Here is a 23,463-nt window from a genome sequence, read left to right on the forward strand (position 1 = left end):
CACCCCCCAGGTCATCCGTTCGACAGGGGGGAACAGTCATGCCGGGCCCGGAGGCCAACGGTCCTCTTGCAGGACCGCGGAAAACATAACGGGGGGGGGAGCCGGTGTCCTGAGGCCGGGGGCCGGTGTCCCGAGGCGGGGGGAGCCGGTGTCCTGAGACCGGGGGCCGGTGCCCCGAGGCGGGGGCCGGTGGGAGTTGCCTGCCGGCGAGCGGTGACGGCCGGACGGGCTGTCCGCGGCGATGCCGGGCCCTCCGCGATGTGCCCGAGCTGTCCCCTTTCATCCTGACTGCCCGTCAACGTCCGTGTGGGCGCCTGCCCTCGGGGCCGCGCCCTGGACTGTCAGTGGTGCGTGGGAGGGTGAAACCCGATGGGGGAGCGGGACGATTGAGGGGGTCCTCGGCTATGGGCTGGCATCGGGGTTTGCTGATCGGATTCGACCTGGAGACGACGGGCACGGATCCGCGCGACGCCCGGATCGTCACCGCCGCCGTGGTCGAGATGGAGTGCGGGGAGCCGGTGCGCCACCGCGAATGGCTGGCCGATCCTGGGGTGGACATCCCCGAGGAAGCGGTGGCGATCCACGGGGTCACGAATGAGCGGGCGGCGGCCGAAGGGCGCCCGGCGTGCGAGGTCGTGGAGGAGATAGCGGCCACGCTGGTCGGCTACTGGTCGACGGGCGTCCCGGTCGTCGCGTACAACGCCGCCTTCGATCTGACCATGCTCGCGGCGGAGTTGCGGCGGCACGGGCTGCGGTCGCTGCCGGAGCGGCTGGGCGGCGGCGAGGTCGGCCCGATCGTCGACCCGTACACCATCGACCGCGCCGTGGACCGGTACCGCAAGGGCAAGCGCACGCTCGTGGCGACCTGCGGGGAGTACGGAGTGGTGCTCTCGGCCGCGCACCAGGCGAGCGCGGACGCGATCGCCGCGGTGCGGGTGGCGTGCGCCGTGGCCGAACGGCACGCGCGCGTCGCCGAGTTGGAGCCGTGGGCGCTGCACCGCAGTCAGGTGAGCTGGTATGCCCGCTGGGCCGCGAGCTATCAGAAGTGGCTGCGGCAGCGTGACCCCGAAGCCGTCGTGGACGGGAGCTGGCCCTTGCGGGTGCTGCCGTCATAGGGGGCGGTGAGGTGTGCGGACGGTCGTCGGCGGTGCCGGGGCGGGCGAGGAGCGCTCCCTCCCCTGCGGCCGCGGCGGCGGTCTCCTCCGTACCGCCGCGGCGTCAGAACGCGTGCCAGCGGACCGTGGGGTCCTCCGCGCGCAGTGAGGCCACGCGGCGGCGGAACTCGGCGAGCGCGGCCGGGTTCGCCGGTGCGTGCTGCGCGACCCAGGCACAGCTCGCGATCTCGCGGGCGCCGCGCAGCACGCCGCAGCCGCTCCACTCGCGGACGTCCCAGCCGTAGGCCGCGGTGAAGGCGTCGTGGTCGGCGGGGTCGAGCCCGTAGCGGTCCCGGGTCAGCGCCATGACGACCAGGTCGTGTTCGCGCAGGTCGCCGGAGAAGGTCTCCAGGTCCACCAGGACCGGCCCTTCGGGCCCGATGTGCACGTTGCGGGGCAGCGCGTCGCCGTGGATCGGTCCCGGCGCCAGGTGCGGCACGAGATGCCCCACGGCGGTCGCGATCCGGTCGCGCCGCTCGCGGAGGAAGGCCGCGTCGGCCGGGTCGATCGCGTCCCCGGCCGACCGCAGCCAGCGCTCGACACCGCCCAGCAGGTCGCGCTTCGGGAGCGGGAACGGCGGGGCGGGCAGCCGGTGCACCAGCCGCAGCAGCGTGGCCAGATCGGCGCCGTCGGCCGGCCGTACGGGGTCGGGCAGCCGCTGCCATACGGACACGGGCCGGCCGTCCACGAGCCGGACCTCCGGCTCCGCGGGCCGAACGGCGGGGACGCCCTGCTCCTCCAGCCAGGCCGCGGTGCGCAGTTCGCCGCGCATCCGGTCCAGGAGGTCGGCGTCGCGGCCGATGCGGACGACGGGACCGCCGTCAGGGAGCGCGAAGACTGCGTTCTCGCCGAAGGCGAGAAGCCGCGCGTCAGGCGCAGGATGGCCCGCGGCGGCCAGGACCTGCCGCGCGCGCTCCTCGGTGAATGCTGCGGCCTCGAAGTCCCGCGCCATGTCTGTCCTCCGCGCTTCGTGTGCTGGGCGGTCATGCGTTGCGTCACGGCCTCGGGTCCGGGTCCGGGCGGCCGGTGCCCACTCAACCATCCGCTCGTCATCGCGGTCGCGGAATCGTGGCGGCGCGCGCGACGAGGCAAGCGCGGGGCGGCGCGGCCGACGGGAACGCTCAGGGCCGACCCGTTCGACTTGCCAAAGTCCACGGTCGGCGCAAGCTGGTAAGAGAGCATGTCGAACCCGCGGAGGAGGCTGCCATGGCGAAGATGTATCGCAAGGGCGAAACCCAGACGCGGGAGATAGAAGTCTTCGAACTCGATCTGGGCGAAGGGGATCAGGCGGAGCTGCGCGCCGATCCCGAAGGGTTCTTCAGGACATTGCTCGCGCCGGAGATCGACACCGTGAACCGGGTGACCATCGACGTGAGGATCATGGACGACCTGAGCAGTGGTGTACCCATCGCGGGTCCCCACATCGTCCACCACACGGTGAGCGGCCAGTGGCAGTCCACGGTCGAGGTCACGAAGGCGGAGTAGGCAAAGGCGAAGTAGGCAGCAGGCCGGTGACCGCCCCTGCCCAGGGGCGGTCACCGGCGTCGTTTCCGTTCTCCCCGGGCGGCAAGGTCCGCGGCAGCCGGGGGTCGTCGTACGGCGGGAGCCGCCGTACGGCGCGTACGCATGTGTGCGGCATCCGCACCGCTCCTGGGCCCTTCCCGGCGCATCACACCCCGCGATCCGTCTTGACGGCCGGAACGCGCATCCGCACGATGGCCACGGCTGCCGTGGCGTAAGTGACCCTCTCCGGGCGGCAGTTCGTCAGGACGAGCGCGCGCCGGCCGGCGCCGCCGGTCGCCGCACCGGAAGGAGCGCCAGGCTTGACCGCCGTCGTCGACGACCCCCGCGCGGCCGATGCACCACCGTGCCGGGGCGGCGCGGGACCCTTGCCGCGCGCCCGCGCCTGGCTCCTCGTACTCCCCGCGCTGCTCCCGATCCTCGTCCTCAGCGTCGGCCCGCTCCTCTACGGCATCGCGCTCGCCTTCACCGATGCCCAGTCGGGCCGTACGGAGGCCACGGAGTGGATCGGGCTCCTCAACTTCTCCGACCTGCTGCGCGACACCCTCTTCTGGGAGTCGTTCCGGATCGGGGCGGTCTGGGCGATCGGAGTGACGGTCCCTCAGTTCCTACTCGCCCTCGGCCTCGCGCTGCTGCTCGACCAGAACCTGCGGATGCGCTGGCTCGCGCGTGCCCTGGCGATCGTGCCCTGGGCGATGCCCGAGATCGTCGTCGGCATCATGTGGCGGCTGACCTACCATCCCGATGCGGGCATCCTCAACGAGACCCTGCGCGACCTGCACCTCGGCGACGGCACCGACTGGCTCGCCGGGCTCTCCACCGCGCTCCCCGCCGTGATCGTCGTCGGTGTCTGGGCCGGAATGCCCCAGACGACCGTGGCGCTGCTCGCCGGTCTGCAGACCGTGCCGCGCGAACTCCACGAGGCCGCGGCGATGGACGGCGCGGGCGCCTGGCGGCGGTTCCGCACGGTCACCTGGCCCGCCATCCGCCCCGTGGCCCTGGCGATCAGCGCCCTCCAGCTCATCTGGAACGTCAACTCCTTCGCCCTGGTCTACGTCCTGACGAGCGGCGGTCCGGGCGGACGGACGCGGCTCCCGATGCTCTTCGCGTACGAAGAGGCCTTCCGCTACGGGCAGTTCGGCTACGCGGCCGCCATGGGGTGCGTGATGGTCGCGCTGATCTCGCTCCTCCTCGCCGTGTATCTGGTGGGGCGGCTCCAGGACAGGAGTGAGGAGCGGTGAGCGCCACCGGTCGCGGCCGCCCCCAGAGCCCCGCCTCCCGCCGCGGCCGTCCCCCCGGACGCGTCGTCGCCCGCCGTGCCGGTCGGGCAGGCCAGTACGCGGCCCTGCTCTGCTACGTCGTCTTCCTCGCCTTCCCCCTCGTCTGGCTGCTGTCCACCGCCTTCAAGCCCCCCGCCGAGCTGGCCTCCCTGCACCCCACGTGGTGGCCTGACGACCCGACGCTCGCCAACTTCCGGCAGGCCGTCGACGAACAGCCTCTGCTGCGCGCCGCCACCAACAGCCTGATCGCCGCGGCCTCCGCCGCCCTCATCGCCGTGGTCGTCGCCACGCCCATGGCGTACGTCATGGCGCGGTACCGCACGCGGCTCACCGGCGCGGCGACCGGCTGGGTGGTCGTCAGCCAGGCGTTCCCGTTCGTGCTCCTGATCATCCCGCTGTTCCTGATCCTCAAGGGCCTGCGCCTGATCAACTCCCTCCCCGGGCTGATCGCGGTGTACGTGGTGTGGTCGCTGCCGTTCGCGCTGTGGATGCTCGCCGGTTACGTGCGGTCCCTGCCGCGCGAACTGGAGGAGGCGGCCGCAGTGGACGGCGCGGGACCCGTCCGCATCCTCGTCTCCGTCACCGCCCCGCTGCTGGCGCCGGGCATCGCGGCCACCACCCTGTTCGCCTTCATCACCGCGTGGAACGAGTTCTTCATCGCCCTCGTCCTCCTCAAGTCCCCGGAGAACCAGACGATGCCGGTGATCCTCACCCGCTTCATCGGGGCCGAGGGCGTCGCCGATCTTGGGCCGCTCGCCGCGGCGGCGCTGCTCGCCACGCTGCCGTCCCTGGTCCTGTTCGCGTGTCTCCAGCGCCGGATCACCGGCGGCATGCTGGCGGGGGCGGTGAAGAGCTGATGCGCGCCGAACCGATGCGTGATGAGCCGCTGCGGCGACGGCGTTTCCTCCGCGGGGCGGCGGCGCTGGCAGCGGCTTCCGTCCCGCTGGCCGGTTGCGGCCGGGGCCGCGACGACGGCGGGCGCCCTCGGCTGCGTTTCCTCTCCCTCGCCTGGCAGAAGGAGTCCGTCGAGGCCAACCGGCAGCTCGTCCGCGCCTGGAACCGGGCGCACCCGGACCTGCCGGTCGACCATGTCCAGGGAAGCTGGGACAGCGTCCACGACCAGCTCCTCACCTCCTTCGAGGGCGGTGAGGCCCCTGACGTCATCCACGACGCCGCGGACGACCTGGCCGACTTCGCGTACGGCGGCAGCCTCGCGGATCTGCGAGGACGGCTGCCGCGGCGGCTGCGCGAGGACATCCCGGCGCGCAGCTGGGAGGCGGTGACGTTCGGCGGCGGGGTGTACGGCGTGCCGTTCCTTCAGGAGCCGCGCGTCCTGGTGGCCAATCGAGCGCTGCTGGACGCCTCGGGCGTCCGTGTGCCCACCCCGCAAGCCCCGTGGAGCTGGGAGGAGTTCGAGGACGCGGCGCGCGCCCTGACGCGGCGCGGGGCGTACGGCGTCGCGTGGCCGCTCAAGGAGCCGGTGTCGGCGACCCTCAACCTCGCGCTGTCCACCGGCGGCCGGGTCTTCCACCGCCGCGCGGACGGGACGGCCGGCATCCGGTTCGACGCCGCCGACCAGCAGGTGCCGCGCGTCATCCGCGACCAGGTGGTGCGCCACCGGACCGCGGCCCGTACGACGCTGGGCATGGGCGGTTCGGACACGCTCCCCGGGTTCTTCGCCGGGAAGTACGCGATGGTGCCGCTCGGCTTCTCCTACCGGCAGCAGCTCGACCAGCAGGCGCCGGACGGCTTCGAGTGGACCGTGCTGCCGGCGCCCGCGGGCCGCGGCGGCCTCCGGCAGGGGGTGAGTCCGCAGACCCTGTCCGTCGCCCGGTCCAGTCCGTACCAGGACGAGGCGGTCGCCTTCATCGACTTCCTGCTCCGGCCGCGGAACATGGTGCGGCTCGCGCTCGGCGACTGGATGCTGCCCACCGGCACCGAGGCCCTGCGGGATCCCGCGCTGCGCACCGAGGAGCGCGACTGGGCGACCGGCACCGCGCTGGCCGCACATCTGCGGCCGGCGCCCGCGCAGGCCGTGCGTGGCTATCCGGAGTGGAAGGACAAGATCGCGACCCCGGCGCTCCAGGAGTTCTACAGCGGGGCGATCGGCGTGGACGAGCTGCGCGAACGGCTCGTGGACGACGGGAACCTGGTGCTCGCCCGGTACCAGCGGTAGCGGAGGCGGGCCGCGGCGCGGACGTGTCCGGGACGGCGGCGCGGCGTCGGGAAATCCGATTGCACGATACGTATCGTCTCGCTTAGCGTGAGCACCATGACCTCACCGCAGCGTGCCCACATCGCCATGTTCAGCATCGCCGCCCACGGGCACGTGAACCCCAGCCTGGACGTCATCCGGGAACTCGTCGCCCGCGGCCACCGCGTCACCTACGCGATCCCCGCGTCGTTCGCCGGGACGGTCGCCGCGAGCGGCGCGGAACCCAAGATCTACGCCTCGACCCTCCCCGGCCCCGACGATCCGCCGGAGGCGTGGGGCGAGGAACTGATCGACCAGATCGAGCCGTTCCTCGCCAACGCGATCCAGGCGCTGCCGCAGCACCTGGAGGCGTACGAGGGCGACGAGCCCGACCTCGTCCTCCACGACATCACCGGCTACCCGGCGCCGCTGCTCGCCCACCGATGGGGTGTGCCCGCCCTTCAGCTCTCGCCCTGCATGGTCGCCTGGGAGGGCTACGAGCAGGAGGTCGGTGAGCAGATGAGGGCCGGGCTGATGGCGACCGAGCGCGGACGGGCGTACTACGAGCGCTTCCGCGCCTGGCTGGAGGAGAACGGGCTGCCGGACACCGACCCGGACCGCTTCGCGGGACGCCCGGCCCGCTCGCTCGTGCTGATCCCCCGCGCGCTCCAGCCGAACGCCGACCGGGTGGACGCGTCCCGCTACACCTTCGTCGGCGCCTGCCAGGGCGACCGGGCCGGGCAGGGCGACTGGAAGCGCCCGGCGGACGCGGAGCGGGTGCTGCTGGTCTCGCTCGGTTCGGCGTTCACCCAGGAGCCGGAGTTCTACCGGAACTGTGTCGCCGCCTTCGGTGGCCTGGACGGCTGGCATGTCGTCCTGCAGATCGGCCGCTTCGTCGACCCGGCGGAGCTGGGTGAGGTCTCGGCCAATGTCGAGGTCCACCCGTGGGTGCCGCAACTCGCCGTCCTCCGGCAGGCGGACGCGTTCATCACCCACGCCGGGGCGGGAGGCAGCCAGGAGGGGCTGGCGTGCGGCGTCCCGATGGTGGCCGTCCCGCAGGCCGCCGACCAGTTCCAGAACGCGGCGGTGCTTCAGTCGCTCGGCGTCGCCCGGCATCTCCCCAAGGAGGAGGCCACGGCACCGGCGTTGCGCGAGGCGGTGCTGGCGCTCGTAGATGACCCGGACGTGACGGAGCGGTCGGAGGCGATCCGGCGGGAGATGGCCGCCGAGGGCGGTACGCGGCGTGCGGCGGACCTGATCGAGGCCCTGCTGCCGGGGTGGTGAGGACGGTGAGGGCGGTGTGCCGGGACGGTGAAGCCCCTGCTCGCGGGGGAGTGCGGCGCGGACCGCTGATGCGGCGAACCTGGTTTGGCCATCGACCCGGTCACCTACCAAGACAGTTACCCCAGGCAAAAGGTTGTGTGGGGCGGATCTTGTCTCCTACGTGACGACATTCCTAACGTCGGGTGAACTCGACAGTTCCCCCCGCAGCGGAAGATGGTCATGCCCCAAGACATACCGCCCCTCGCCGAAGTGCGCCGCACCACGGAGAAGAAACGCGACGCCTGGTGGACCGTGGTGCTCGTGGATCCGGTCGCGACCCCACTCGTGCGCTGGACCGCCATGTGGACCCGGATCACGCCCAACCAGATCACGTGGTTCGCCCTGTTCCTGGGCCTCGGTGCCGCCGCCTGCTTCGCGGCCGGAAGCTGGGGCTGGCTGATCGCAGGCGCCGCGCTGTACCACGCGAGCTTCATCCTCGACTGCATGGACGGAAAGCTCGCCCGTCTCACAGGCACCGGCTCGGTGTTCGGTGCCTGGCTCGACTACGTCTTCGACCGGGTACGGGTCCTGGCCTGCGCCGTGGCCCTCATGGGCGGCCAGTTCGTCCGTACCGGCGACGTCGTCTACCTCTGGCTCGCGCTCGCCGTGGTCTTCCTCGACATGCTGCGCTACGTCGACGCGCTGCAGATCTTCAAGATCCGGCACGGGATGCGCAAGCAGATCAAGGCCCGGGTGCGCGAGGCGCAGCGCGCGGAGGACGAGCGTGAACTCGCCTTCATGGAGGATCTGCTGCAGCAGAACCCGACCGCCGACCTGGAACAGGACCAGAACCGGACGGTCGCCGAAGCCGCGGAGGCGGCCGGGCCGGCGGACGGCGAGAACCCGGAGCAGCCGACGACCGCCGTGGTCGATCTGCACCAGGAGTTCCGCCACCGGTTCCCCTGGTACTCCCGCTTCCGGACGCTGCTGCTGCGCCACCGCATCCGTACGCACCTGGTCAGCGGCATCGAGTTCCAGATGGCCGTGTTCATCATCGCCCCGCTGGCCGACGCGGTCGCCCCGGTGACCATCGGCGCGGGTGTCCTGCTGCTCTCCTTCGAACTGGCCATCATCTACAAACTGCTGCTGTCGACGCGGGACTTCACGCGCACCATCGAGTCCTTCGAGAAGACCGCCTGACCCGCTGGCCGCCTGACCCTCTGACCCTCTGACCGCCTGACCGTCGTCCCGCCGACCTCGTCCCGTGTCGGCGGCCGGAAACCCGGCAACTCCCCTCGCGCACGCGAACACCCTGCGGAGAGCGGGAGTTGACGCATCTCCGGGGGCGGCAGGCCGTGTCCGGGAGGCCGGCGTACGGGCCCGGGGCGCATCGCCCCGGGCCCGTACGTACCCCCGTGCCAACCTCCATCTGCTTCATGCTCTGCATCGACAGCGTGCCGAAGATCGCGAAGACCGCCACCGGCGGTGAGAACGCCGCGAAGCCACGCGGCCGCCCACCGGCGCCTTGCGCTCCAGCTTCCGGCGCGGGCCGCGAAGCCGCGCGGCCTGTCGTACGCCGGGCCCGTTCCGGTGACGGCCCGGCTTCCCGTCACGCCCGCGGGCCCGGGGTGTTCTCCCCGTCTCGCGCCGTGTCCGCCGCGCCTCTCACCGGCCACCGATCCCCCCCCGGGTGCGCTGACGGCACCCTGCCTCCACCGGGACATGACGCCAGGGCGCGGGGTGAACCGGCCCCATCCTGCTCGCCGGTGATCCGTGCGGTGGTGTTCTCAACCGGGGCGGAGGGGCATCCCTACCCCGGCCCGTGCTGGCCCCCTACGGGTAAAGGGAGTTGAGGCCCGGCGCTTCAACTCCGCCCGATATGGAGCGATTCCGGGGCGTTGGGAGTGTGTGGCTCACATCACAGATTCGAACTGACATTGATTTTGAGGCCGTCAATCAGACAGTGTTTCGAGTTACCGGGGCGTAGTAATTACTGCCCGGGGGAGCTTTGGTGGCAAAGCTTCGCTTCCCCCCACACTGCACACGAGGAGATTTCTCTTCATGGCTTCTCACAAGCGTTACAGCAAGCGCCGGCTGACCATCGCGATATCCGCATCCGTGGCCGCGATCGCCGGAGGGACCCTGCTGACGCTCCCCGCGGGTGCCGCTCCGCCCCAGGGGAAGATCTACGGCGCGAACGCCGAGTCCGCCGTCGAGGGCAGCTACATCGTCCTGATGGACGCCAAGGCCGGCGAGCAGTCCGTCGCCAAGGCCGGCAAGTCCGACCTCGCCCAGGAGTACGGCGGCAAGCTCAAGCGCAACTACACCTCCGTGGGCGCCTTCTCCGCCAGCGGCCTGAGCGAGGACGAGGCCAAGCGCCTCGCCGCCGACCCGTCGGTCTCCAAGGTCGTGCAGAACCAGAAGTTCAGCATCAACGCGACGCAGGAGAACCCGCCGTCCTGGGGCCTGGACCGGATCGACCAGGAGGACACCAAGGGCGACAAGAAGTACGCCTTCCCGGACTCCGCGGGTGAGGGTGTGACCGCGTACGTCATCGACACCGGTGTGCGCATCACCCACAAGGACTTCGAGAAGCGCGCCTCGCACGGCTTCGACGCCGTCGACAACGACGACTCGGCGGACGACGGCAACGGCCACGGCACGCACGTCGCGGGCACCATCGCCGGCAAGGACCACGGCGTCGCCAAGAAGGCCAAGGTCGTGGGCGTCCGCGTCCTCGACGACGAGGGCTCCGGCACGACCGAGCAGGTCGTCGCGGGGATCGACTGGGTCACCGAGAACCACAAGGGCCCGTCCGTCGCCAACATGAGCCTCGGTGGCGGCGCCGACGAGGCCATCGACGCGGCCGTGAAGAAGGCCATCGCCTCCGGCGTCACCTTCGGTGTCGCGGCGGGCAACGAGTCCGCCGACGCCGGCCAGGGCTCCCCGGCCCGGGTGAAGGAAGCGATCACGGTCGCCTCCAGCACCGAGGGCGACGAGCAGTCGGACTTCTCCAACTTCGGCAAGGTCGTGGACCTCTACGCGCCGGGCTCGGAGATCACCTCCGCCTGGAACGACAGCGACACCGGCACCAAGACCATCTCCGGTACCTCGATGGCGACCCCGCACGTCGTGGGCGCCGCCGCCGTCTACCTCGGTGGTCACACGGACGCGAAGCCCGACGCGGTGGCGAAGGCGCTGACCGACGGCGCCACCCCGGACAAGATCAGCAACCCGTCCGAGGGCACCCCGAACAAGCTGCTGAAGGTCGTGGAGTAACCCTCTCCCGCCGTACCGCAGTCGGCCGGCCGCCGCGCTCTCCCCCACGGAGCACGGCGGCCGGCCTTTGCGGTGCACGGCATCTCGTGGTGCGTCGCGTTCGTACGTCGTCCGGGGTGTTGTCCGCACCGCCGGATTCGCGCGCTTGGCGAACGGGCGCCCGTCTCCTTCCCGAACGATCGATTCGGTCCCGAAAAGGCCCCGCACGCGCCGCGTGCGGAATTGGATCCGACCCGCCGCAAATACCGCTGCCGTCATGTGGCGGTTCATATTCACAGCGTGATCACGGAGTCCGGAACCTGAGAACTCCCAGGGTCATGGGCGTGAATTCCCTTATGCATCCGGATACATCGGACAGGACGGCCCCGGACGCCTTCCGGGTGCATCAGGCGGAATTTCCGGACCGCGTCCCGCGCGTCAGGGTCAGCACCAGGGTCGTGCTGCCGTCGTCCTCCCGGATCTCCCCGGAGCGGACGAATCCGGTCCGCTCCAGCAGCGCGAGGGAGGTGCGGTTCGGTTCCGCCACGGTGGCGTGCACCGCGTCCAGGCCGAGCGTCCCGAAGCCGTACGCCACGAGGGCCCGTGCGATCTCGCCGCCGAGGCCACGTCCCCAGAACTCGGGCGCGAGGGCGTAGACGATCTCGTGGCCGGCCACCTCGTCCGTGGGTTTGATCTCCGCGTGCCCGACGGGACGCCCGTCGAGCCGGACCGCCCACACGTCGAACAGGCCCCGCGCGTACACCGTGCTGAAGACGCGGCCGAAGAGCGCCCGGTCCTCCGCCTCGCTCTGCGGCCCGTCCCCCATCCACCGCGAGACGCGGGTGTCCTGGAAGAGGGCGACGAAGTCCTCCTCGTCGTCCGGGGTCCAGGGCGTCAGCAGCAGGCGCTCGGTGCGCAGGTCAGGGGTCACGGCAGGGGACCGTAGGCGGCGGCAGCGGGTGAGGCAACCGGTATTCCCGTAGGGTGCGGGCGTGACGACCTACGTGGCGCTGTTGCGCGGCATCAATCTGGGCGGCCACAAGAAGGTCCCCATGGCGGACCTCCGCGACCTGCTCACCGGGCTCGGCCACGGCGACGTCCGCACGCTGCTGCAGAGCGGCAACGCGGTCTTCACCAGCGAGGAGCGGAACACCGCCCGGCTCGTCACCGGACTGGAGAGGGCCATCGCCGAGCGCTTCGGGTTCGAGGTGCCGTGTCTGGCACTGAGCGCCGATGACCTGCGGGCGGTCGCCGGCCGCAATCCCTTCCCGCCGACGTCCGTCGACCCCTCCAGGATGTTCGTGACCTTCCTGTCCGGCCCGGTCGATCCCGAACGGCTCGCCCATGTCGACCCGCACGGCTATCCGCCGGACGAGTACCGGGTGGGGGAGCGCGAGCTGTTCCTGCGCTGTCCCGACGGTATGGGGCGCAGCAAGCTCGCCGAGGTCCTGGGCAGGACCGACCTCGGCCTCACCGCGACCGTCCGGAACTGGAACACCGTCACCAAGCTGCTGGCGATGACGGACGCCTGAGCCCGGCCGTTCCCGGCCCACGCACCGTTCCGCCTCCTGGCGACCGGAAGGACACGATGCTCGCAGGTCTCGCACAGCTCGAAGGGCTCGACGGCGTCTGTGCGGACGCGCTCGCCACGCACGGCTGCCCTTCGGTCTCCGTCGCGGTGGCCGAGCGCGGCGAGGTCGTCCACGCCGCGGCGTACGGCACCGCCGACCTCGCCACCGGGCGTCCCGCCACGCCCGGTACGGCGTACGGGCTGGGATCCATCACCAAGCCCGTCACGGCGACGGCCGTCTGCGTCGCCGCCGACGCCGGTCTGCTGGACCTGGACGCACCCGTGCCGCCGGCTTCCGACGCACCCGCGCCGCGCGACGGCGGCGTCCGCGCCGCGCCCACCGCCCGCCAACTCCTGCAGCACCGCGGCGGCTTCGCGGCCCACTACGACTGGGACTACGGCGACGGCGCGCGGCGGATCGACGCGGACCGCTACACCGTGCCGCACCGGGAGCCGGGCACCGCCTTCGAGTACGCCAACCTCGGCTACCGCGTCCTCGGCAGGCTGCTGGAGGAGGCCACGGGCCAGGAGCTGGGGGCCTTCGTCCGGGACCGGGTCTTCGCGCCGCTGGGGCTCACCGCCTGCCATCTCGGCCGCACCTACCCCGGCCCCGCCCCGTCGGCGGTCCGCCACACCGTCGACGGCCGCCCGTACCCGGACTACGGCTGCAGCCACCCCGGTGCCACCCTCGGCTGGGCCACCGCGGGCCAACTCGCCCTGTTCGCCCAGTCCTTCGACCGTCTGCTGACGCCGGACACCGCGGCCGCCATGCGCGGCGCCCACCCCGTCAACCGGCACCTCGGGTACGGGCTGGGCTGGTGCGTCTCGACCGGCGCCGGGCCCGTCGTGCTCAGTCACGGCGGAGGCGGGGGCGGCGTGGCGGTGATGGTGGCCGCCGTGCCGGAGCGGCGGCTCTCGGTGGCGGTGCTGACCAACTCCACCGACAAGGCGGCCCGGGACGCCGTCGTCGGGTACGTGCTGGACGCTCTGGTCCCGGGCTTCGCACCCGAGCAGATCTCGCCCGCCCCGGACGACCCCGCGCGCCCGGTGACCCTGCCGGAGGGGGAGTGGAGCGGGGTGATCGGTACGCCCGAGGGGGAGGTGCCGGTCGCGCTGCGCGTACGGGAGGGCGGACGGGCCGAACTGCGGCTGGACGGGCGGAGCGTCCTCGCCCCGGCGCTCGCGTCGGAGGCGTACGACCTGCGGGCGGAGTTCACGGCGCAGCTGCCCACGGCGGACGCCCGGGTCAGCAGCCCGCTGCTGGGGCTCGAACTCCGCCTGGAGGAGGGGCGGTTGACGGGTACGGCCCGTGCCTACAAGAGCGGCGACGCGGAGGGGCTGCTGGGCAATCTGCTCAGCCACCGCTGCGTGATGGACCGGCGCTGACGGCGGTCCACGGCGTCCACCGCGCCGCCGGCCCGGAAAGTGGCGCCATGACCCGGCCGGCACCGGGCCGGTCGTTGCCGCCCCCGGTCAGTGGCGTCCGCCGTGGCGCCGCCAGGAGAAGCCTCCGGGCAGCCGCACCGTCGTCGTCCGGCGGCCGTGACGGTTCCACGTCATGTGCGCCTTCCGCGGGCCGACCGACACCGACCAGCCGTGCGGGCTCAGGTTGAGGTGGAGCAGCTTCGGGATGATCGTCACGCGCTTGTGGTAGTGGATCGGCATCGTGGCGCCTCTCTCGGGTCGGCGGGTCTCCTGGGGCGGCGGATCCCTCCCGCCCGGCAGTCGACGGATCGACAGATGGACAGATCGACCTCTTCCTCCATGATGTCGGATTGCCCGCGATGTCCCCGAGGGCCGAGACTGGGCGTGTGACTTCCTCCTCCGAGGTCGTGCTGGTGGGTGTGCCCGTGACGTGCGTGGGCATGCCCGAACCGGGCGACCCTTCCACCGGAACCGAAAAGGCCCCTGCCGCCCTGCGCGCCGCCGGACTGGCCGACGCCGTCGCCGCCGTGGCGGACCTGGGTGATCTGGACGTACGGCTCACCGGCCCCGAGCGGGACGCCGGCACCGGCGTCCAGGGCTGGCCCTCGGTGCGCGCCACGACCGAGAAGCTCCGCGCCGGGATCGCCGAGATCATCGGCGCGGACCGGCTGCCCCTCGTACTCGGAGGCGACTGCACGCTGCTGCCGGGCGCGCTGGCGGGTGCGCACGACGCTCTCGGGAACGTGGGGCTCGCCTACCTCGACGGGCACCTCGACCTCTACGACGGCCGGACGTCCACCACGGGCGAGCCCGCCGACATGCCGCTGTCCGTGGTGACCGGCAACGGCCCGGCCGCCTGGTGCGAGTCCGTCGGCGCGCCGCTGGTCTCCCCGGGCCGGCTCGCGCTCCTCGGGCCGCGGGACCGTGCGGAGGCGGCGGGACTGCACGCGGCCATGCCCGAGGACATCGGTCTGCGCGCCGAGGCCGACCCCGAGGACCTGCGGGCCCGCGGCCTCCCCGAGGCCGGTGCGGAGGCCCGTGACCAGCTCTCCGTCGGCGCCTCCGCCCGCTTCTGGGTGCATCTGGACGTCGACGTGCTGGACGAGGAGGTCTTCCCGGCGACGGACTACCTGATGCCGGGCGGGCTGACCCTCGGCGAACTCCATGCCCTGATGCGACCGTTGGCAGCCGACCCCGCGCTGCTGGCCGGGTTGTCGGTCGGCTGCTACAACCCGGCCAAGGACCCGGACGGATCCGGCGCGGAGGCGCTCGTCGCCCTGCTGGAAGAGCTGCTGCGGCATCCGTGACAGTGCCGTGGCGTGTCAGGGGAACACCCGCTCCCCTGACACGCCACGGCCGACCGGCCCGGTCTCCGGGGAGCCGGTCCCGTACGCCACCGGCCGCGACCGTCAGCCGTCCGTCCTCGTCCGTCAGCCGTCAGCCGTCGAGCTGCGCCGGGCAGAGCCGTCGCGGCTTCGTGTCGCCCCGCAGCTCGGCGTCGACGCAGCCGCCCGGCAGCCCATCGCGGGCCCTGCTGCCGAAGTTGGCCGTGACGGTCAGTGCGCCGTCGCCGAACACCGTGCGCTGCACGCTGCGGTCGCCGGTCAGCCACCGGAACGAGGTCAGCTCCTTGGTCCCCGCGGCCCGGTGCAGCGGGGAGAAGTACCGCTGGAGCGCGGCCAGTCCGGGACCGTTCTTCTTCAGCGTCGGCCCGTCGAGCACGTAGTTGAGCGGGGTGTTGTAGAGCATCGCGAGCAGCGCCCGCGTGGTCTTCTGCCGCGGCAGCTTGTCGTAACTCAGCTCCCAGCGCTCGGTGTTGACCAGGGAGCCGTGCAGCGCCGTCTCGTACAGCGGCACGCGGTAGGCGGGGTCGTACATCGCCGTTGCCAGCTCCTTCGGCAGGGTCACCGGCTTGAAGAAGGCGCCGGGTGCCTTCTCCGGGTAGTAGCCGCCCCACCTCTTGCGGTCGCGCTCCAGCTTCCACAGCCCGTCGGCGACCGGGGTGCCGGAGCCGTGGTCGAAGGCCAGCACCTGGTTGGCCCAGGGCTGGGCGGACTCCGAGCCGAGCACCAGGTCCTTCTGCAGCCGGCCCATCCGGGCCAGCCGCATCCTGCGGTCGTCCGCCTTGGTCATCGTGTGGCCCTTGCCGTGGTCGCGGAAGGCCTCGCCGGTGGCGTCCACATCGAGGAAGTAGGAGTCCGCGCCGTTGGCGACCATCGAGCGGGTGCGGCGTTCGAGGTAGTGCTCGCGCGGCTCGGCCTTCTCGAAGGCGCGTGAGCTGAGGTAGCAGCCGCGTCCGCCGAAGCCCTCCTCGGCGGTGCCGTCGGCCTTGCGGACGCAGAAGTCGGGATAGACCCGGTCCGGCCAGACCGAGGTGGGGCTGTCCGCCTTCTCCGGGTCCTGGCCGTTGGCGAACGTGTCGTACGGGCCCACGAGATAGCCCGCCTTCCGTGCTGCGCGCACGGCCTCGGCGTTCATCGGGCCGGGCCCGGAGTCGTAGCCGAGCCACATCCGGTCCACGCCGAGCTTCCTCAGCTCCCGGACACCGGGAGCGGTCCGCGCGTCGCCCCACACGTAGGCGTGGAAGGCGCCGAGCAGCTTCCCGTTCGCCGGGTTCCGCGCGATCTTCTCGCGCAGGCTGCCGAGTTGGCCGCGCTGCGCGAGGTAGGAGCGGTAGTCGGCGGCGGGGGCCACCGGGTTGCCGTCGGTCAGCGAGAAGGAGACGTCGTAGTCCCGGGTGTCCTCACCGGCGTCGAAGGCGTGCGTGGCGGTGGCCCGCAGCCTGCCGCCGGTGGAGGTGAAGCGCAGCGAGGTGCCGATGTCGGTGGGGGTGAGGTAGCCGACGCCGCGCCCGCCCATCGAGAACCCCCACAGGGGGAGGGACAGCTCCGCGCCGACGTCCACGGTGGAACCGGCGAGACCGCCCTTCGCCGGGTCCGCGTTCCAGAACCGGTCGCGCACCGGGATGTCCAGGCCCTCCCCGCGGGGCAGTTGGACGGACCTGGCGGTCCGGTCGGTGCCGGTCACCGGCCAGCCGAGCTTCCGGTCGCGGTCCGAGCGCATCGTGATCCGCAGCCGTCCGTGGTCGGTGCGCGCGGCCACGCTCAGCCCCTGGTCCGGGTAGCTCCATCGGGCCCCGCCGCCGGACGTACGGGTCACAGGACCCGGTTCGCCGAGCGCGCCGTCGGCGGGCGCGGAGAGCACCAGCCTCCGTCCTTCGCCGGTCCGTGCCGTCACCGCCAGTGAGGCGGTGTCGACGACGGCCGTGCCGCCTCTGACGGAGAGTTCGACCCGCTCGCCGCCGTCCGCCGGGCCGGCGGTGGCGATGCCGTAGCCGGTGGCGGCGACGGCGGTCGTGGTGAGGGCGAGGGCGAGGGGCAGGACGTGCCGGGGCCGCCGCTCACGGCGTCGCGCCGGCCCGCTGTTCGGGAGATCCGTGGTCATGCATGGAGGGAAGTCCACTGCTCTAAGAGCCTTCTAAGAAGACCTCGTTCCCGTCGCCGACGAGGTCCGCGAGCAGTGGTGTCCGGGGTGCGTGCGGCGGGCCTGACTCCGCGGCGGCGAGGTCCTCGCGCCCTGCGGCGATCGCCTCCGGCCGGTCCGAACGGATCAGAACAGAACGGTCTAACCGCCGGTTTCGGAACCTTTGATTCCGGGGACGGTGTCCCAGCATCGCCGTGATTGTCCCCCGCGCCGTGACGGCGCCTGACGCGACAGCCGAGGAAGACCATGGGTTGGAAAGGCACACGTCGGACGGCCGCGTCGGCCGCTCTCGCCGGAGTGATCGCCCTCGTCCTGGCGGCTCCGCCCCAGGTCGGCGCCGAGCCCCGGAGCGGCGCCGCGCAGTCGCCCGGGACCGCGCCGTCGTCCGCGGCCGCGCCGTCGTTCGGCACCGTGGCCGCCCGGCAGGACGCCTCACCGACGCCGCCACCGCCCCGCCTCCCCCGGAACTTCCGCGGCAAGGGCAAGTGGATCGTCCGCGACCTGGGCATCACGGTCCCGTTCACCTGGGAGGGGAGGGACGGCGACAGCCAGATGACCGCGGGGGGCCCGCAGTACCCGATCTGGTTCACCAACCTGATCTACCGCAACACGCTCTACACGCTGACGTACAAATGGCCCGGCCTGACCGAGCACCCCTGCTCACGCATCCCGGGCTTCAACCTGGAGATGCTGAACGAAGGCTTCGAGAAGGCCCGGTTCGTCGGCCGCGAGACCCTGCGGCGCACCCCGCAGCGGCATGTGAACCACTGGCGGGTGGGCGTCGTCCTCCCGAAGCTGCCGCCCGGCAACTACCCGCGGCTGCCGCTCGCGCTGGGCGACATCTACGTCGACGAGGACAACCGGGGCACCTTCTGGCAGGTGCTGCAGTTCGGCGTCCAGAACCTCTACGACCCCGAGCTGGACGAGTGGCTGGTGATGGACACCTTCGAGCACCGGCCCGGGACCGTGACGCTTCCCCAGCGGTGCGAGCCGCCTCAGTGAGCGTGGCTCCGGGTCGGGCCGAAGTGAGCGTGGCTCGCGGTCGGGCCGAAGTGACCGTGGCTCCGGGGCATCTCGGCCCGAGCCCGGCCCTGGCTCAGCTCTCAGTGAGCGTGGCTCCGGCTCAGGCCGACAGCGCCGTCAGGCTCGGCAGCCGCGCCGCGTCGTAGCGCCGCAGCAGCAGCCGGGCCAGCTCCGGAGCGGGGCCCAGGACGTCCGCCAGCACGTCGGCGCCCGCCTCCCGCGCGCCCGCGGCGATCCGGTCCGGCAGGAAGCCGGGCGCGATGACGTACGGCGCGACCGCGACGCGCTCCACGCCCTCCGCGCGCAGCCGGCGCACCGCGTCCTCGGTGCGCGGAAGGGAAGCGGAGGCGAACGCAGGCCGCACGGCGCACCATCCGGTGAGCCGCCACTCCCGCGCGATATCAGCGATCACTGCGATCGCCTCCGGGTCGGAGGAGCCCGCCGAGGCCAGCACGACCCCGGTCGAGGCCCGGTCACCGGGGCGCACCCCGGCCTCGTGCAGCCGCCGTTCCAGCGTCGCGTCGAGGAGCGGCGACGGACCGAGCACGTCCGCCTGCCGTACGGACAGCCACGGCAGCCGCGCCGAGGTCTCGCGCAGCACGGACGGGATGTCGGACTTGGCGTGGAAGGCGCGGGTCAGCAGCAGCGGCAGGGCCACCACGTCCCGTACGCCGCCCCCGGCCTCGGCCTGCTCCGCGTCGAGCCGCTCCAGCACCTGCGGAACGCCCGGCGCGTTGAAGTCGAGGAAGCCGGTCTCGACCCGCAGGTCCGGCCGCAGCGACCGTACCCGCGCCGTGAGGGCGTGCACGGTCGCGGCGTGCCGCGGATCGCGGCTGCCGTGGGCGACGACGAGAAGGACGGGTCCGGGCATGGGAATCAGCTCTTGGCGAGGAGTCCGCGGTTGCGCAGCACCCACCGCTCCAGCGGGCTGAAGAGCAGCAGGTCGATGGCGATACCGACGATCAGGATGAGGAGGATGGCGAGGAACACACCGGGCATGTCCGCGTTGTTCCGCCCGTTCTCCAGCAACTGGCCCAGTCCCAGTCCCAGATCGGGGGAGGAGGCGATGATCTCCGCGGCCATCAGCGAGCGCCAGGAGAAGGCCCAGCCCTGCTTCAGGCCCGCGAGGTAGCCGGGCAGCGCGGCCGGCATCACGATGTGCCAGGTGCCGCGGAGTCCCGAGGCGCCCAGCGTGCGGCCCGCGCGCAGGAACAGCGGCGGCACCTGGTCGACGCCGGAGACCAGCCCGTTGGCGATCGAGGGGACCGCGCCGAGCAGGATCACCGCGTACATCATCGAGTCGTTGAGCCCGAGCCAGATGACGGCCGGGGGCACCCACGCCACCGACGGCAGCGACTGGAGCCCGGAGAGGATCGGGCCGATCGCGGCCCGTACGACCTTCACCCGCGCGACCAGCAGACCCAGCGGTGTCCCGATGGCCAGCGCCAGCACGAAGCCGGAGAGGCCACGCGAGATGCTGGTCCACACGACGGAGAACAGCTCGCCCTGGAGCCAGAGTTCGCTCACGCTCTCCCACACCGCGGACGGCGCGGGCAGCTTGTACGCCTCGGTGACCTCTGCCCAGACCAGGATCTGCCAGACGACGATCACCAGGGCGACGGCCACCGCCGGCGGCAGCACCTTCTGCACCAGGACCTGGCGCAGCGGCGTCCGCCGGACCTGCACCGTGTCCAGCGCGTCCAGGCCCGCCTCGAGCCCGGCGAGGTCCGCCGCGTCGGTGCTCTTCCCGGGCCGGGTCGCGCTCTTGGTATCAGTGCTGGCCATGACGGCGGATCTCCCCCCGCAGTTGTTCGGTGATCTCGATGGACAGCTCGGCGACCGCCGCGTCCTCGATACGGCGCGGCTGCGGGATGTCGACCCGCCACTCGCGCGCGATCCGGCCCGGCCGGGAGGACAGCAGCACCACGCGCTGCGCCAGCCGTACGGCCTCGCGCACGTTGTGCGTGACGAACAGGACGGAGACGTCCGTCTCCCGCCAGATGCGGGTCAGCTCGTCGTGCAGCACATCGCGGGTGATGGCGTCCAGCGCCGCGAACGGCTCGTCCATGAGCAGCAGTTGGCTGTCCTGCGCCAGCGCGCGGGCCAGCGCCACGCGCTGCCGCATGCCGCCGGACAGCTCGTGCACCCGCTTGCCGTGCGCGCCCTTCAGCCGTACGAGCTCAAGGAGCCGCTCGGCCTCCTCGCGCCGCTCGGGGCGGGGCACGCCGCGCAGTTTCAGCGCGAGTTCGATGTTCTTGCCCGCGGTCAGCCACGGGAAGAGGGCGTGCTCCTGGAACATCAGGGCCGGGCGCCCGCCGGGGACGTCGATGCCTCCGGCGGACGGCCGGTCGAGACCGGCGACCAGGTTGAGCAGGGTGGACTTGCCGCACCCGGATGCTCCCAGGATGGTGACGAACTCACCCGGGGCGATGTCGAGCGCGATGTCGTCGAGGACGAGCTGCTGGGCACCGGGCAGGCCGAAGGACTTCGAGACGTGGTCGATACGGGCCGCGTACGACACGTCGATGTCGGTGTCGGCAGCCTTCGTCAGCGTGGCGGACATGGGTGTCACCTCCTGGGAGATCCGGGTGCGGTCACTTCTGGCCGAGTCCTGCGTCGTCGACCGCGGGCTTGCCTTCGGCCTTGAGCACCTTGTTGAGCAGGCCGAGGTCGTAGATACCGCTCAGGTCGGTCTTCTCCAGCAGGCCGGCCTTGACCGCGTGCCGCGCCTCGGTCTCCAGCGTCGAGGCCAGCGGGTCGTCGGTGGTCTCGATGGACTTCCACGCCGGGTCGAGGACCTCGGGCGGCAGCGGCTTGCCGGACAGCTTCTTGAGCGCCGCGTTGGCGGAGGTCTTCGCCTTCTCCGGGTTGTCCTTGATCCACTGGTTGGTCCTCACCGAGCCGCGCAGCACGGCCTCGACCACGTCCGGGTGCTCGTCGAGGAACCGCTGCGACACGATGAGGTTGGTGATCACGAACTTCTTGTCCGGCCAGAGCGATCCCTCGTCGAGGAGGACCTTCCCACCCTCCGCGACGAGCTTGGACGCGGTCGGCTCGGGCACCCACGCGCCGTCGATCGCACCGGACTTGAAAGCGTCGGGGGTCACCTTGTTGTCCGTACGGACCACGGAGACGTCGCCCTTGCCGCTCTGCGGGTCGACCTTCCAGCCCTTCTCCGCGATCCAGTTGAGGAACGCCACGTCCTGGGTGTTGCCGAGCTGCGGGGTGGCGATCTTCTTGCCCTTGACGGCGTCGAGGGACTTCACCTTCTCGGGGTTCACGACCAGCTTCACGCCACCGGACGCCGAACCGCCGATGATCCGCAGGCTCTGCCCGTCGGACTTCGCGAAGCCGTTGATGGCGGGGGAGGGGCCGATCCAGCCGATGTCGATGGAGCCGGAGTTGAGCGCCTCGATCTCGGAGGGGCCTGCGTTGAACGTGGAGGCGCTGAGCTTGGTGCCGCCCAGCTCCTTCTGGAGGATGCCCTGCTGGTCACCCACGAGCGCGGTGGCGTGCGTGAGGTTCGGGAAGTAACCGATCTTCACCTCGTCGACGGAGAGCTTCTTGCCCTTCGGAGCGGGGGCGTCGGCCGTGTCCGACTCCTCGGCCTGCGAGCCGTAGCCGCAGGCGCCCAGCGAGGCCAGGAGGGGGAGGACGGCGGCCGCAGCGAGGACGCGGCCCCGGCGGGACGGCTTCGCGGACGAGACGGATGGTCGGGAGGCGGAGGTGCGATCGGCAGCCACGGGAGGGTGTTCCTCTCGTAAGGGCCGGGGTGCGTCAGGGCGTGCCCGGCAGGTCGGAAGGTCTTCGGTGCGGGGGGTGCGAGCGGGGGACGGGGCCGTTCATGAGGCCGCACATCGCCCGGTGCCGCCCTGCCCGCTGCCGAGGAGTCCGCTGCCGATGCGGCCGCCCTCCTTCGCGAAGGTGGAGAAGACATCAACCATGATCAGAAGTCCCACCCGTCGTCGTCCGGGCTGCCCGCGGTGTCGGCCGCCGCGTCGGCGAACGCGGTGCCGGCCATGCCCGCGGTGAGCGTGGTGCCGTCGGACGGGTCGATGAGCAGGAAAGAGCCGGTGCGGCGCGACGCGGCGTACGCGTCGAGGGGCAACGGCTCGGCGGTCCGCAGCACGACCCGGCCGATGTCGTTGGCCGCCAGCGCGCCCGGGTCCGGGTGCTGGGAGAGGTCCGCCAGCGTCAGCCGCGACGGGATGTCCTTGACGATCGCCTTGACCGTACGGGTGGTGTGCTTGAGCAGCACCCGTGTACCCGGCTTCAGCGGGCGGTCGTGGAGATGGCAGACCGTGGCCTCGATGTCCTGCGTGGTCGCGGGCGCCGAGGCGGTCGGCACGATCACGTCGCCGCGGGATATGTCGAGGTCGTCGGTGAGCCGCACGGTCACCGACTGCGGCGCCCACGCCACGTCGACGGCCTCGCCGAGCGCGTCGATGCCCTCGATCGTGCTGGTGAGACCCGACGGCAGGACGGTGACCTCGTCGCCGGTGCGGAAGATGCCGGAGGCGATCTGGCCCGCGTAGCCCCGGTAGTCGGGGTGCTCGGCGGTCTGCGGGCGGATGACGTACTGGACGGGGAAGCGGGCCGGCGTCTCGGTGGGGTCGGTGCCCACGGAGACGGTCTCCAGGTGCTCCAGCACGGTCGGGCCGCCGTACCAGTCCATGTTCGCCGACGCCGTCACCACGTTGTCCCCGGCGAGCGCCGAGATGGGGATCGCGGTGATGTCCGGGACGCCCAGCGAGGCGGCATAGGCGGTGAACTCCTCGGCGATGGCGGCGAAGACGGGCTCCGCGTACTCGACGAGGTCCATCTTGTTGACGGCCAGCACCACATGCGGGACGCGCAGCAGCGCGGCCACCGCGGCGTGCCGCCGGGTCTGCTCGACCACACCGTTCCGGGCGTCCACCAGCACCACGGCCAGCTCGGCGGTCGAGGCGCCCGTGACCATGTTCCGGGTGTACTGCACGTGCCCCGGGGTGTCGGCGAGGATGAACCGCCGCCGCGGCGTGGCGAAGTAGCGGTACGCGACGTCGATCGTGATGCCCTGCTCGCGCTCCGCGCGCAGCCCGTCGGTCAGCAGCGCCAGGTCCGGCGTCTCCTGGCCGCGGCTGCGGGAGGCGTGCTCCACGGCCTCCAGCTGGTCGGCCAGCACGGACTTGGAGTCGTGCAGCAGCCGGCCGACGAGCGTGGACTTGCCGTCGTCGACCGAACCGGCGGTCGCGAAGCGCAGCAGCGACGTGGCCGCGGTCTGCTCCAGGATCGTGCTCGTACTCGTCATGG

Annotated in this window: 21 protein-coding genes; 12 read left to right on the forward strand and 9 right to left on the reverse strand. The window is 72.1% G+C overall.

Annotation, left to right across the window (positions count from 1 at the left end; translation table 11 throughout):
- Positions 1 to 404: 404 nt before the first annotated feature.
- Entirely contained in the window at positions 405 to 1,115 is a 711-nt protein-coding gene (locus tag ABZ822_RS19390) for a 3'-5' exonuclease (protein ID WP_360855118.1), read from the forward strand.
- A gap of 103 nt (positions 1,116 to 1,218) precedes the next feature.
- Here the strand turns inward: ABZ822_RS19390 and ABZ822_RS19395 are convergent, their stop codons facing one another.
- The gene (locus tag ABZ822_RS19395) at positions 1,219 to 2,106 is read right to left on the reverse strand and encodes an aminoglycoside phosphotransferase family protein (protein WP_360855121.1); all 888 of its coding nucleotides are present in this window, start codon (positions 2,104 to 2,106) and stop codon (positions 1,219 to 1,221) included.
- A 254-nt stretch (positions 2,107 to 2,360) separates the two neighbouring features.
- Between ABZ822_RS19395 and ABZ822_RS19400 the strand changes: the two genes are divergently transcribed.
- The 7 genes from ABZ822_RS19400 to ABZ822_RS19430 all read left to right on the forward strand — a co-directional run bounded on the left by ABZ822_RS19400 (position 2,361) and on the right by ABZ822_RS19430 (position 10,691).
- Entirely contained in the window at positions 2,361 to 2,639 is a 279-nt protein-coding gene (locus ABZ822_RS19400) for a hypothetical protein (RefSeq protein WP_360855124.1), read from the forward strand.
- A 404-nt stretch (positions 2,640 to 3,043) separates the two neighbouring features.
- On the forward strand, positions 3,044 to 3,916 hold the full coding sequence (locus ABZ822_RS19405; RefSeq protein WP_360855715.1) for a sugar ABC transporter permease: 873 nt from the start codon (positions 3,044 to 3,046) through the stop codon (positions 3,914 to 3,916).
- A 104-nt stretch (positions 3,917 to 4,020) separates the two neighbouring features.
- Entirely contained in the window at positions 4,021 to 4,812 is a 792-nt protein-coding gene (locus ABZ822_RS19410; RefSeq protein WP_360855718.1) for a carbohydrate ABC transporter permease, read from the forward strand.
- Positions 4,813 to 4,826: 14 nt separating this feature from the next.
- The gene (locus tag ABZ822_RS19415; protein ID WP_360855721.1) at positions 4,827 to 6,131 is read left to right on the forward strand and encodes an extracellular solute-binding protein; all 1,305 of its coding nucleotides are present in this window, start codon (positions 4,827 to 4,829) and stop codon (positions 6,129 to 6,131) included.
- A gap of 96 nt (positions 6,132 to 6,227) precedes the next feature.
- Complete coding sequence (gene mgt, locus ABZ822_RS19420; RefSeq protein WP_360855127.1) at positions 6,228 to 7,433, forward strand: macrolide-inactivating glycosyltransferase; 1,206 nt, start codon at positions 6,228 to 6,230, stop codon at positions 7,431 to 7,433.
- A gap of 219 nt (positions 7,434 to 7,652) precedes the next feature.
- The gene (locus tag ABZ822_RS19425) at positions 7,653 to 8,612 is read left to right on the forward strand and encodes a CDP-alcohol phosphatidyltransferase family protein (protein WP_360855130.1); all 960 of its coding nucleotides are present in this window, start codon (positions 7,653 to 7,655) and stop codon (positions 8,610 to 8,612) included.
- Positions 8,613 to 9,473: 861 nt separating this feature from the next.
- Entirely contained in the window at positions 9,474 to 10,691 is a 1,218-nt protein-coding gene (locus tag ABZ822_RS19430) for a S8 family serine peptidase (protein ID WP_360855134.1), read from the forward strand.
- A gap of 385 nt (positions 10,692 to 11,076) precedes the next feature.
- Here the strand turns inward: ABZ822_RS19430 and ABZ822_RS19435 are convergent, their stop codons facing one another.
- On the reverse strand, positions 11,077 to 11,601 hold the full coding sequence (locus tag ABZ822_RS19435) for a GNAT family N-acetyltransferase (protein ID WP_360855136.1): 525 nt from the start codon (positions 11,599 to 11,601) through the stop codon (positions 11,077 to 11,079).
- A 61-nt stretch (positions 11,602 to 11,662) separates the two neighbouring features.
- Here ABZ822_RS19435 and ABZ822_RS19440 point away from each other — a divergent pair, with 61 nt between their 5' ends.
- Both ABZ822_RS19440 and ABZ822_RS19445 read left to right on the forward strand, forming a co-directional pair.
- The gene (locus ABZ822_RS19440) at positions 11,663 to 12,202 is read left to right on the forward strand and encodes a DUF1697 domain-containing protein (protein ID WP_360855139.1); all 540 of its coding nucleotides are present in this window, start codon (positions 11,663 to 11,665) and stop codon (positions 12,200 to 12,202) included.
- A gap of 56 nt (positions 12,203 to 12,258) precedes the next feature.
- Positions 12,259 to 13,626: a serine hydrolase domain-containing protein gene (locus tag ABZ822_RS19445; RefSeq protein WP_360855142.1), complete on the forward strand. Its 1,368-nt coding sequence runs from the start codon at positions 12,259 to 12,261 to the stop codon at positions 13,624 to 13,626.
- An 87-nt stretch (positions 13,627 to 13,713) separates the two neighbouring features.
- Here ABZ822_RS19445 and ABZ822_RS19450 read toward each other — a convergent pair whose 3' ends face one another.
- A complete protein-coding gene (locus ABZ822_RS19450; RefSeq protein ID WP_360855145.1) occupies positions 13,714 to 13,905 on the reverse strand; it encodes a DUF4236 domain-containing protein in 192 nt (63 codons plus the stop codon).
- Positions 13,906 to 14,051: 146 nt separating this feature from the next.
- Between ABZ822_RS19450 and ABZ822_RS19455 the strand changes: the two genes are divergently transcribed.
- Positions 14,052 to 14,972 carry an arginase family protein gene (locus tag ABZ822_RS19455; protein ID WP_360855148.1) on the forward strand — a complete coding sequence of 307 codons (921 nt, stop codon included), beginning with the start codon at positions 14,052 to 14,054 and terminating at the stop codon, positions 14,970 to 14,972.
- Between the two features lie 130 nt (positions 14,973 to 15,102).
- On the opposite strand, the gene ABZ822_RS19460 is transcribed toward ABZ822_RS19455, so the two are convergent.
- A complete protein-coding gene (locus tag ABZ822_RS19460) occupies positions 15,103 to 17,109 on the reverse strand; it encodes a glycoside hydrolase (protein ID WP_360855151.1) in 2,007 nt (668 codons plus the stop codon).
- Between the two features lie 285 nt (positions 17,110 to 17,394).
- Between ABZ822_RS19460 and ABZ822_RS19465 the strand changes: the two genes are divergently transcribed.
- Entirely contained in the window at positions 17,395 to 18,150 is a 756-nt protein-coding gene (locus ABZ822_RS19465; RefSeq protein ID WP_360855154.1) for a hypothetical protein, read from the forward strand.
- A 121-nt stretch (positions 18,151 to 18,271) separates the two neighbouring features.
- Here the strand turns inward: ABZ822_RS19465 and ABZ822_RS19470 are convergent, their stop codons facing one another.
- The 5 genes from ABZ822_RS19470 to ABZ822_RS19490 form a co-directional block, all read right to left on the reverse strand.
- Positions 18,272 to 19,042 carry a sirohydrochlorin chelatase gene (locus ABZ822_RS19470; protein WP_360855157.1) on the reverse strand — a complete coding sequence of 257 codons (771 nt, stop codon included), beginning with the start codon at positions 19,040 to 19,042 and terminating at the stop codon, positions 18,272 to 18,274.
- A gap of 5 nt (positions 19,043 to 19,047) precedes the next feature.
- Complete coding sequence (locus ABZ822_RS19475; protein WP_360855161.1) at positions 19,048 to 19,956, reverse strand: ABC transporter permease; 909 nt, start codon at positions 19,954 to 19,956, stop codon at positions 19,048 to 19,050.
- Positions 19,943 to 20,734, reverse strand: a complete 792-nt coding sequence (locus ABZ822_RS19480) for an ABC transporter ATP-binding protein (protein ID WP_360855164.1) — start codon at positions 20,732 to 20,734, stop codon at positions 19,943 to 19,945. The genes ABZ822_RS19475 and ABZ822_RS19480 overlap by 14 nt, the downstream gene beginning before the upstream one ends.
- Positions 20,735 to 20,765: 31 nt before the next feature.
- Positions 20,766 to 21,914 carry an ABC transporter substrate-binding protein gene (locus ABZ822_RS19485; protein ID WP_360855167.1) on the reverse strand — a complete coding sequence of 383 codons (1,149 nt, stop codon included), beginning with the start codon at positions 21,912 to 21,914 and terminating at the stop codon, positions 20,766 to 20,768.
- Between the two features lie 203 nt (positions 21,915 to 22,117).
- Positions 22,118 to 23,461 carry a GTP-binding protein gene (locus tag ABZ822_RS19490; protein ID WP_360855170.1) on the reverse strand — a complete coding sequence of 448 codons (1,344 nt, stop codon included), beginning with the start codon at positions 23,459 to 23,461 and terminating at the stop codon, positions 22,118 to 22,120.
- Positions 23,462 to 23,463 lie beyond the last annotated feature (2 nt).

Source organism: Streptomyces sp. NPDC047108 (assembly GCF_040643575.1).
Lineage (GTDB): Bacteria > Actinomycetota > Actinomycetes > Streptomycetales > Streptomycetaceae > Streptomyces.